Raw genomic sequence first — 2078 nt, 5'->3', positions numbered from 1 at the left:
CTAAAAGGAGGTGAATGCTATGTCACAAGAAATTTTAAATGTTGAAGGTATGAGCTGTGGTCACTGCAAAAGTGCTGTTGAATCTGCATTAAATAATATTGACGGTGTCACTTCAGCTGACGTTAACCTTGAAAATGGTCAAGTAAGTGTTCAATATGATGACAGTAAAGTTGCTGTATCTCAAATGAAAGACGCAATTGAAGATCAAGGTTACGATGTCGTTTAATTAGGCAATATTCAACGTCATCAACACCAAATTAAAAAAATCGAACTGATGAGAATCCCAACAATCCAAATTATCTCATCAGTTCGATTTTTAATTTACTCGTAACCTAGTATCTCCAGTCTGCAATACATCTAATGTTGCATCTAATGCATCGACAATTAGATTTTTAACTGCAGCTTCAGTATAAAACGCAATATGTGGTGTTAATATGACATCTTCCCTGTCAATCAACGATTCTAACAATGGATCGTTCGGTGTTTTGCCCCTTTGATCACTTGGGAAAAGTTTGCGTTCAAATTCATACGTATCAAGTGCTGCACCTTTAATCACACCATTGTCTAATGCGTCTAATAACGCCTTAGTATCTACTAAAGAACCTCTCGCACAATTGACAAATACTGCGCCCTTTTTAAAATGTTTAAATAATTCAGCATTAAATAGATAATGATTATATTTCGTTGCAGGTACATGTAATGTCACGATATCAGCACCTTCAACCGCTTCCTCAATCGTATCTTTGTAATCGACATACGTTGCAATTTTAGCATTAGGAAACGGGTCGTATGCGACCACATCACTTTGATAACCATTGGCAAATATATCGGCTACTACACGGCCAATTCGACCTGTACCAATAACAGCTACTTTTAAATCTTTAATGGATTTCGATAAAATAGTAGGTTCCCATCTAAAATCATGCTCCCGCACTTTCGTTTGAATTTGATTAAAATGACGAACCACATTAATAGCCTGGTTCACAGCAAACTCCGCAATTGAATTCGGAGAGTATGACGGCACATTTGACACAATCAAGTTATACTTGTTTGCTAACTCCAAATCATATGTATCAAATCCAGCACTACGTTGTGCGATTTGTTTAATATCAAGTTCATTTAATCGTTTATAAACATGCTCTGATAATGGTATTTGTTGTGATAGCGATAAGCCATCATAACCAGCGACACCTTCAACATTGTCATCAGTTAATGCTTCTTTAGTAATATCTACCTCAACATGATGTTTCTCTGCCCACGCCTTGATATAAGGCATATCTTCATCACGTACACTCATGATTTTAATTTTTGTCATTTTAACATCACCCTTAACTTTATTATTCATATAAATATGCTAGTTCTGTTAATCTTATTGCAGCTTCGTCTAATTTCTGGTCATCTAACGCCAATGAAATTCTCACATAACGATTACCATTCTCTCCAAATGGTTTCCCTGGAGCAACAAGTATTGACTTCTCTTGCACTAAAAATTGCTCAAATTGCTCGCTGTCATAACCAGGCGGTGTTTCCAACCATACATATATGCCACCTTTAGCATGAACAAATGGCAAATCAGCTTTTGCAAGCATGGCTTCGAATCGGTCACGACGTGTTTTAAATACATTGCTTTGTTCTTCTAAAAAATCATCATAATGATTCAAAGCATATATTGCGGCATCTTGTAATGCACCAAACATCCCAGCATTTGTGTGCGTTTGGTACTTTTTCAAAGCTTGAATCATATCTTTATTACCAACTGCAAAACCGACTCTAAAACCTGACATGTTATAACCTTTAGACAAGGAATAAATTTCAATCGCAACATCTTTCCCATTTTCCGAAGCAAGTATACTAGGATTTTTAGCGTCGAAACCGAAAGCACCATAAGCAAAATCATGCACGATTTTAGTGTCTGTACCTTTAAATTTAGCTATCGCTTCATCAAAAACTTCTTTCGTAGCTGTCGATCCAGTTGGATTATTTGGATACGTTAAATAAATGAGTTTTGTTTTATCTATTATTTGTGAATCAACTGTGGACCAATCTGGCAAATAATGTGGCGGTTCTAAATTAAGCGG

Annotated in this window: 3 protein-coding genes; 1 reads left to right on the top strand and 2 read right to left on the bottom strand. The window is 36.1% G+C overall.

The window, feature by feature from the left end; translation table 11 throughout:
• Positions 1-19: 19 nt before the first annotated feature.
• Positions 20-226: a copper chaperone CopZ gene (gene copZ / locus IDG60_RS12035; protein WP_000076661.1), complete on the top strand. Its 207-nt coding sequence runs from the start codon at positions 20-22 to the stop codon at positions 224-226.
• 90 nt (positions 227-316) lie between these two features.
• Here the strand turns inward: copZ and IDG60_RS12030 are convergent, their stop codons facing one another.
• Together IDG60_RS12030 and IDG60_RS12025 are read right to left on the bottom strand one after the other, a co-directional pair.
• On the bottom strand, positions 317-1315 hold the full coding sequence (locus IDG60_RS12030) for a D-lactate dehydrogenase (protein ID WP_206160739.1): 999 nt from the start codon (positions 1313-1315) through the stop codon (positions 317-319).
• A gap of 22 nt (positions 1316-1337) precedes the next feature.
• A partial coding sequence (locus IDG60_RS12025) for an aminotransferase class I/II-fold pyridoxal phosphate-dependent enzyme (protein WP_206160738.1) occupies positions 1338-2078 on the bottom strand: 741 nt, incomplete at its 5' end.

This window comes from Staphylococcus sp. EG-SA-2, assembly GCF_017152085.1.
This window is presented reverse-complemented; position numbering and strand designations above follow the sequence as displayed.